Annotated in this window: 8 protein-coding genes; all 8 read right to left on the bottom strand. The window is 67.8% G+C overall.

The genetic code is table 11. The features are described 5' to 3' along the window. Nucleotides 1–121 precede the first annotated feature (121 nt). Nucleotides 122–595 carry a bifunctional nuclease family protein gene (locus tag ACIDOF_RS23965; RefSeq protein WP_347731313.1) on the bottom strand — a complete coding sequence of 158 codons (474 nt, stop codon included), beginning with the start codon at nt 593–595 and terminating at the stop codon, nt 122–124. 53 nt (nt 596–648) lie between these two features. Then, nucleotides 649–1,395, bottom strand: coding sequence for a MerR family transcriptional regulator (locus tag ACIDOF_RS23970; protein ID WP_409008116.1), 747 nt, complete (start codon nt 1,393–1,395; stop codon nt 649–651). A gap of 44 nt (nt 1,396–1,439) precedes the next feature. Beyond that, nucleotides 1,440–2,393, bottom strand: a complete 954-nt coding sequence (locus ACIDOF_RS23975; protein WP_409008129.1) for an FHA domain-containing protein — start codon at nt 2,391–2,393, stop codon at nt 1,440–1,442. 85 nt (nt 2,394–2,478) lie between these two features. Continuing rightward, nucleotides 2,479–3,411, bottom strand: a complete 933-nt coding sequence (locus ACIDOF_RS23980; RefSeq protein WP_409008117.1) for a DUF881 domain-containing protein — start codon at nt 3,409–3,411, stop codon at nt 2,479–2,481. A 5-nt stretch (nt 3,412–3,416) separates the two neighbouring features. Beyond that, nucleotides 3,417–3,749 (bottom strand): small basic family protein, encoded by a 333-nt coding sequence (locus ACIDOF_RS23985; protein WP_019708255.1) that lies wholly within the window; start codon nt 3,747–3,749, stop codon nt 3,417–3,419. Further along, on the bottom strand, nt 3,746–4,642 hold the full coding sequence (locus tag ACIDOF_RS23990; RefSeq protein WP_409008118.1) for a DUF881 domain-containing protein: 897 nt from the start codon (nt 4,640–4,642) through the stop codon (nt 3,746–3,748). Before ACIDOF_RS23990 ends, ACIDOF_RS23985 begins: the two co-directional genes overlap by 4 nt. 78 nt (nt 4,643–4,720) lie before the next feature. Continuing rightward, nucleotides 4,721–7,216, bottom strand: a complete 2,496-nt coding sequence (locus ACIDOF_RS23995) for a sugar phosphate nucleotidyltransferase (RefSeq protein ID WP_409008119.1) — start codon at nt 7,214–7,216, stop codon at nt 4,721–4,723. Between the two features lie 111 nt (nt 7,217–7,327). After that, nucleotides 7,328–7,936 (bottom strand): CDP-alcohol phosphatidyltransferase family protein, encoded by a 609-nt coding sequence (locus tag ACIDOF_RS24000; protein WP_409008120.1) that lies wholly within the window; start codon nt 7,934–7,936, stop codon nt 7,328–7,330. Nucleotides 7,937–8,018 lie beyond the last annotated feature (82 nt).

Consider the following 8,018-nt stretch of genomic DNA (forward strand, 5'->3'; position numbering starts at 1 on the left):
GGTGCGTCAACGAACGCCACACTCGGCATGCCGAGTGATAATCACCCTGAGAGTGGTTTCCGGTGCCCCACCGCCGGGAAAGGCTAGCCGAATGGTCTGACAGGTCCGCGTGAGCGGCGCTTCACTGGCTGTTGGTGCCGAAATCCTCCGGCGAGATCTGGTCGAGGAACTCGCGGAACTTCTCCACCTCGTCCTCCTGCTCGTCCGGAATCGCGATCCCCGCGTCGTCGAGCACACCGTCACTGCCGAAGATCGGCGTACCGGTGCGCAGCGCGAGCGCTATCGCGTCGGACGGACGGGCCGAGACCTCGACCCCGCTGGCGAACACCAGCTCCGCGTAGAAAACACCGTCCCGCAGGTCCGTGATGCGCACTTCCGTGAGCTCCTGACCCACCGCCTCCAGCACGTCCTTGAACAGGTCGTGCGTCAGCGGCCTCGCAGGCGCCATCCCCTGCTGTGCGAAGGCGATGGCGGTCGCCTCCCCTGGACCGATCCAGATGGGGAGGTACCGATCGCCTCCCACTTCACGCAGGAGCACGATCGGTTGGTTGGAGGGCATTTCGACCCGGACACCGACGACGTCGAGCTCATTCACACAGCAACCCTAGGACCTGCCAGGCAGGTTTGGGTAGTCGGGCCGACTTCTCGTCAGTGCAACCGGACCCGCAGAGCGGTCTGCACCAGCGCCGAATGCAGCCGGACCGTCAGGGTCGCCAGTTCCTTCGTACGGGCTTCCGCATGGGCTCTGGTCTGCGGATTACGGTGCCGGCGCAGCGGTGCGACGACCTGCTCGACCAGGCCCGCCTCCCGCTCGGCCGAGGCGCGCATGGCCCGCAGATGCCGTGGCTCGATCCCGAAATCGCCCAGCTGCGCGATCAGCCGTGCCACCTGCACGGCCTCGATGTCGTACCCACCGTCCGCCACCGGCGTGATCAGGCCGTACGACTCCCACTCGTCGAGCTGCTCCGGGCTGACCTCGGCCGCCTCCAGGAACTCCGCCCGCCCGACCAGGGCGGCGGCGTGCACGACGACCTCCGGCAGGTCGTCCGCCAGATCCCCGTGGCTGCGCTGCGGGCCCACGGAGGGCAGCTGTACGTCCTCGCCGCGCTCGGCGGCGTCCAGGTGCTCCTTGATGACCCGCAGCGGCAGGTAGTGGTCGCGCTGCATGCGCAGCACCTGAGCGAGCCGCTCGACGTCCTCGGGGCTGAACTTCCGGTACCCGGACGGTGTGCGCTGCGGCTCGACGAGCCCCTCGGACTCCAGGAAACGGATCTTGGAGATGGTGACCTCGGGGAACTCGTCGCGCAGCTGATTGAGCACCGAACCGATGCTCACCAGGCGACCGCCCGCGGTGGCGGTGCCGGATTCGGCACCGCCCCTCGGTGATTGACGCATGGACCTTCCCTGGAGTGCTCCCCCGGACGGAGCCAGGGGGAGGGTCAGATGCTCCGCTGGCTCGCGTAGAAGACCAGCCGGTACTTACCGATCTGCACTTCGTCGCCGTTCGACAGCGGGACCGAGTCGATCCGCTCCCGGTTGACGTACGTGCCGTTGAGGCTGCCCACGTCGGCGACGGTGAACGTGCCGTCGGCGCCGCGGCGGAACTCCACATGGCTGCGCGACACCGTCACGTCGTCCAGGAAGATGTCGCTCTGCGGGTGCCGGCCCGCCGTCGTCAGCTCGCCGTCGAGGAGGAAGCGGCTGCCCGAGTTCGGGCCCCGGCGGACCACCAGGAGGGCCGAGCCGAGCGGCAGCGCGTCCACGGCGGCCTGGGCCTCCGGGGACAGCGCGGGCGACTGCGTCTGCCCTGTCGCCTCCGCGTCGTACGCCTCGATGCCGGAGATCGAGATCGTCGACGTCGTCTCCGAGGGACGCTCCGCGGCCGCGCCCGCGCGCAGCGGCGAACCGCAGTTGGAACAGAACCTGCTGGCCTCGGCGTTCCGATGCCCGCACCTGGTACAAACCGGCAAGGCCGACATGGACGGATCCTCCTGCCGCGCGGCGTCGGATGCGTACGGGCCGGAGGCAAACTCTCCACCCGTACTTGAGGTTGACGGTTCCCCGAAACCTATGCGGCCGGACGCCGCAGGGTCAACAGAAGACGCGCCCCGGCCGCCGGAAAGGTCACCGCTGCCGCCGGACACCTCGTCACGGAACAACGGCCGCTCGGCGCCCTGCGCCTCGGCGTCTCCCTGGTGCGGCGCGCGGTGCCGAGCGGTGGCGTCGCCACCGTCCTCCCGGCCGCTCTTGCCGAACAACTTCGCAAACAACTTCACGGGCGATTCCCCTTGACCGAAACAGACCCGCCCGTGGGGCAGGACGAACCCTGAATGCTCACACCGGCGTACATCGGAAACACGGACATAGTCACAACGTCCGTATCCACCCGACAGTTTCCACCACGCACCATGCTTCCGATGCGTCGACCCCCCGCTACTCCTTGTCCCTGCACAACTGCCCTCATGTACCCCCGCCTCACTAGGAGGACGACCGAGCGTAGTCAGGACGATTCGCCCGTCGCAAGGCATCAACGACGATCTTCTCGGCCTGTGCCACCGCGACCGTGGCCTGCTCCTTCTCCAGCGTCTGGACAACGCCGCCAGGGATGTTGAGCGCCGGCTCCAGGTCCTGCGGCTTGCCGATGACCTTGAAGCGGTACGGCGCCGCGACCTTGCGGCCGTCCACCCTCACTCCCCCTGCGGCGTCCTCGAGATAGGTGCCCGCCACGACCCGTACGTCGTTGATCTGAATCGCCTCCGCACCGGCCGCGCGCAGCTCCTGGATCGCGTCGAGCAGCATGTCCGCCTCGACCGCGCCCCTGGAGTCGGTCACGGTCAGGGTGATGCCCGGTCCCTGCGCCGCCACCGTGCCCGCCAGCACGCCCAGTTGCCGCTCCTTCTCGATCGTCTGCTTACGCGCCTCCTCGGCCTGGTCCGAGCTGTTCTCCAACTCGGTGCGCTGGTCGTCGAGACGCTGCTTCTCGTCCTCAAGACGCTGAGTACGGTCGTCGAGTTCATCGAGAATGCGGACAAGATCTTCCTGTCGCGCGCCGCGCAGAGCACTGCTCTCGCTGTTGGACCGCACCTGGATCGCCAGACCGAGCCCGAGCACGAACAGCAGCAGCGCGACGATGAGTTGGGCCCGCGACACCTTCGGCGGCCACAGGCTCCGCGCGAGACGCTGCCGACCGGTCAGCTCCGCCTCGCCGCCGCTCTCCTTCGTACCGGTCGCGTCACCGGCCGGAGCTCCCGCGTCGGCCGCCGACTTCTCCGTACGATCCGCGCCTTCCGCACCATCCGCACGATCCGTACGAGATGAAGCGGACGGCGGTGTCTCGGCCTCGGCGGGCTTCGCCGCTTCCCCGGACTGCTCCGGCTTGTTGGGCTCCTCTGGGGGCAGTTCGCTCCGCATCGGCCTCACGCCCGGAACACGTGCCGCCGGATCGCGGCAGCGTTGGAGAAGATCCGGATGCCGAGCACGACGACCACGCCCGTCGACAGCTGCGCGCCCACGCCCAACTTGTCGCCCAGGAACACGATCAGCGCGGCCACGACCACGTTGGACAGGAAGGACACGACGAACACCTTGTCGTCGAAGATCCCGTCGAGCATCGCGCGCAGGCCACCGAACACCGCGTCGAGTGCCGCCACCACGGCGATCGGGAGATACGGCTCGACCACCGCGGGAACCTCTGGCCGGACCAAAAGTCCGACCACGACTCCCACGACGAGGCCCAGTACGGCGATCACGATGTGCCCTTTCCTGCTAGCGGCTCAGCATTGCGAACGATGAGGCTCGGCGCGGCGGGCAGCCGCACCTCGTCCTCCACGTAGATGCGCGCCCTGATGTTGAAGTTCTCCTGCAGCGCGTGCAGATACTGCCCGTCGACGCTGTCCTGGAACTCGGTGCTCAACTGCTGCCCGTTCCCCACCGCGAGCACCGTGTACGGGGGCACCAGCGGCTTGTTGTCGACCAGTATGGCGTCGCCCGCCGCACGGATCGCCGACAGCGACGTCAGCCGCTGGCCGTTGATGGCGATGGCCTCCGCGCCGGACTGCCAGAGGCCGTTGACGACCTGCTGCATGTCCCTGTCGCGCACCCGGCCGTTGTCGGAGAAGCCGCTGCTCTCGCGCGGCCCGCCCCCGCCCTGCTCGGTGTTCTTCGCATCGTCGACGACCAGGCGGACGCCCGGCCCGTACACCTCGGTCGCGCCCGAGAGCAGGGCCGTCAACTCGCCCTTGTCACCGCCGTGTTTCTGCAGTGCGGCGCGCTGGCGCCGGCCGACGTCGTCACGCAGCGCGTCGACGTCGCCCTCGAGCTTCTCGGCGGCGTCCGTCTCGCGCTCGATGCGGTCGATGAGCTCCTCGCGCTCCTTCGCGACGACCGGCGCCGCTATCCGCGCCTGCGCCGCCCCGACCGTCACGACCAGCGCGGCCAGCACAAGGCCTGCGGCGAGGCCCAGTTTGGCCCGCAGCGTACGCGGCAGACCGCCGTTGCCCTCGGCCTGCTTGCGGGCCGCCGCCTCCGCGTAGCCGTCGTCGAGGCTGTGGTCCATCACGTTGGTGAGCAGCGACATCGAAGCGTCCGGGCGCGAGGGCGGGGAGGGTGTGCTCCGAACGGGGGGCTGCGGCATGCCGCACATCGTCGCACGTCGCGCCCCGTACCTCCGAATGGCCCCACCGGCGTGCCGGGCGGGGGCGCCGCCCGGCACGCCCCGAGGTCAGCGTCCGGCGCTCTCCACCACCGCGGACCACTGGTCGAGCAGATGCTGAGCGGAGGTGTCGTCCTGCCCTTCGGCCCACAGATGGGTGACGGCCTCGGCCGGGTCGGGCAGCACCATCACCCAGCGCCCGTCGGCCTCCACGACCCGCACGCCGTCGGTGGTGTCCACGGACCGCTCGCCCGCCTCCTCGACGACCCGGCGCATCACGAGCCCCTTCACGGCCCACGGCGTGGGCACGTCCCGCCGCAGCACGTGCGCCCGCGGGATCCGCGCGTCGATCTGGCTGAGCGTGAGCTGCGTACGCGCCACCAGTCCGATGAGCCGTACGAACGCCGCCGTACCGTCGAAGACGCTGCTGAACTCCGGAACGATGAACCCGCCGCGCCCGTCGCCGCCGAAGATCGTCGCGTCGTCCCGCCCGACCCTGGTCAGATCGTCCGGCGACGTCGTCGTCCACTCCACCTGCGTGCCGTGGTACGCGGCGACCTGCTCGGCGATCCGCGTCGTCGTCACCGGCAGCGCCACGCGCCCGCTGCGCCGCTCCGCGGCCACCAGGTCGAGCATCACGAGCAGCGCCCGGTCGTCCTCGATGATCCGCCCCTTCTCGTCGACGAGCGACAGGCGTTCGCCGACCGGGTCGAACCGCACACCGAACGCGGCCCGCGCGGACGCGACGATCTCCCCGAGCCGTACGAGCCCGGCCCGCCGCGCCTCGATGGATTCGGTGGGCCGCGATTCGTCGAGTCCGGGATTGACGGTCAGGGCGTCGACCCCGAGCTTCCCGAGAAGGCTGGGCAGCACGAGTCCGGCACTTCCGTTGGACGCGTCGACCACGACTTTCAGCCCGGACTCCGCGATCCCGCTGGTATCGACATTCCGCAGCAACGACCCGGTGTACGAGTCGTACACGCTGGCCGGGAAACGCAGATCCCCGATCTCCCCGGGGAACGCCCGCCGGTATTCCTGCCGCGCATAGACCCGGTCGAGTTTCCGCTGACTGGCCTGCGAAAGGTCGGCCCCGCGCCCGTCGAAGAACATGATGTCGACGGAGTCCGGCACCCCTGGTGTCGTACGGATCATGATTCCGCCGGCACTGCCCCGCGCGGTCTGCTGCCGCGCCACGGGCAACGGCACATTCTCCAGATCCCGTACGTCGATGGCGCTCGCCTGCAACGCGGAGATCACGGCCCGCTTCAACGCCCGCGCGCCACGCGAATGGTCACGGGCGGTGGTGACGGTGGCCCCCTTCTTCAACGTCGTCGCATAGGCCCCGGCCAGTCGAACGGCCAGTTCCGGCGTGATCTCGACGTTGAGAATTCCGGACACTCCGCGGGCCCCGAACAGATGCGCCTGGCCGCGGGACTCCCAGATCACGGAGGTGTTGACGAACGCGCCGGCTTCGATGGTCTTGAACGGATAGACGCGTACGTTGCCCTGCACGATGGACTCTTCACCGATGAGGCACTCGTCCCCGATGACGGCCCCGTCCTCGATCCGCGCGGCCCGCATGACGTCGGTGTTCTTCCCGATGACGCAACCGCGCAGATTGCACTGCTGCCCGACATACACGTTGTCGTGCACCACGGTCTTGTGCAGGAACGCCCCGCTCTTCACGACGACGTTGGAGCCGACGACGGTGTGCTCGCGAATTTCCACGTCGGCTTCGATCTTCGCGTAGTCCCCGATGTAGAGCGGCCCGCGCAGCACGGCGTCGGGGTGCACTTCCGCCCCTTCGGCGACCCACACTCCGGGCGAGATCTCGAATCCGTCGAGTTCTACGTCGACTTTTCCTTCGAGGACGTCCGCCTGGGCCTTCACGTAGCTCTCGTGGGTGCCAACGTCCTCCCAGTAGCCCTCGGCGACGAAGCCGTAGATCGGCTTTCCGTCCTTCATCAGCTGCGGGAACACGTCACCGGACCAGTCGACGGGGACGTCGGGCTGTACGTAGTCGAAGACTTCCGGCTCCATGACGTAGATGCCGGTGTTGACGGTGTCGGAGAAGACCTGTCCCCAGGTGGGCTTCTCGAGGAAGCGCTCGACCTTGCCGTCTTCGTCGACGATGGTGATGCCGAACTCCAACGGATTGGGCACCCTGGTCAGACAAACCGTGACCAGTGCGCCCTTTTCCTTGTGGAAATTGATGAGTTCGGTGAGGTCGAAGTCGGTCAGCGCATCCCCGGAGATGACGAGGAACGCATCGTCCTTGAGTGCTTCTTCCGCGTTCTTGACGCTCCCTGCGGTGCCTAGTGGCTTCTCCTCATTGGCATAGGTGAGCTCCATTCCGAGCTCTTCACCGTCACCGAAATAGTTCTTGACGAGCGACGCCAGAAACTGAACGGTGACGACGGTTTCGCTGAGCCCATGCCGTTTGAGCAGCCGCAGCACGTGCTCCATGATTGGCCGATTCGCCACCGGCAGGAGCGGTTTGGGCATGCTCGAGGTCATGGGGCGAAGACGAGTGCCTTCGCCGCCGGCCATCACGACGGCTTTCATGTCGGAAGCGTCCTCCTCGAAGAGACGACTGTCTTGCCGACTTAGCCCGTCCGAGCAGGTCCGCCTCAAGCGCGGACCGCGTACCGGTCTTCGGTCGCAGATTCGACAGGCTCAATCGGCCTTGGAGTCCGCCTTGACGAGCCGGCGGACCTGAACCACATAGAGGATCCCTGCCCACCAGTACAGCGTTGTACCCCATCCGGCGAACGCCCAGCCGAAAATAGCAGCCAACGACGAGAGCCACCCCGTGCCGTCGCTGAGAAGCAGCAGCGGGAAGGCGTACATGAGGTTGAACGTCGCAGCTTTTCCAAGGAAGTTCACCTGCGGCGGCGGATATCCGTGCCGCCGGAGGATACCGACCATCACCAGCAGCAGCAGTTCGCGCGCCAGCAAGAGCGCCGTCAGCCAGATCGGCAGAATCTCTCGCCAGGTCAGCCCGAGCAGCGTGGAAAGAATGTAGAGCCGGTCCGCGGCGGGGTCGAGGAGCCGGCCCAGATTGCTGATCTGATTCCAGCGACGGGCGAGCTTGCCGTCCAAATAGTCGCTGACGCCGCTGAGCATCAGCACCAGCAACGCCCAGCCGTCGCTGTTGGGGCCCCCGAAGACCGGCCTGAGGATCAACCACAGGAAAAGGGGCACGCCGACCAGACGCGCCATGCTGAGGATGTTCGGGATGGTGAGGACCCGGTCGGTCTGTACGCGGGTCTCCTGGACCTCCACCCGGGGGCCTCCTGTGGGGAAACGTGCCAACGATGCCCCATGACTTTACCTGCCGTCTCCGGAAGGTCCTGCAGAGGGGTCC

It is taken from the genome of Streptomyces sp. Da 82-17 (assembly GCF_046098215.1).
Lineage (GTDB): Bacteria > Actinomycetota > Actinomycetes > Streptomycetales > Streptomycetaceae > Streptomyces.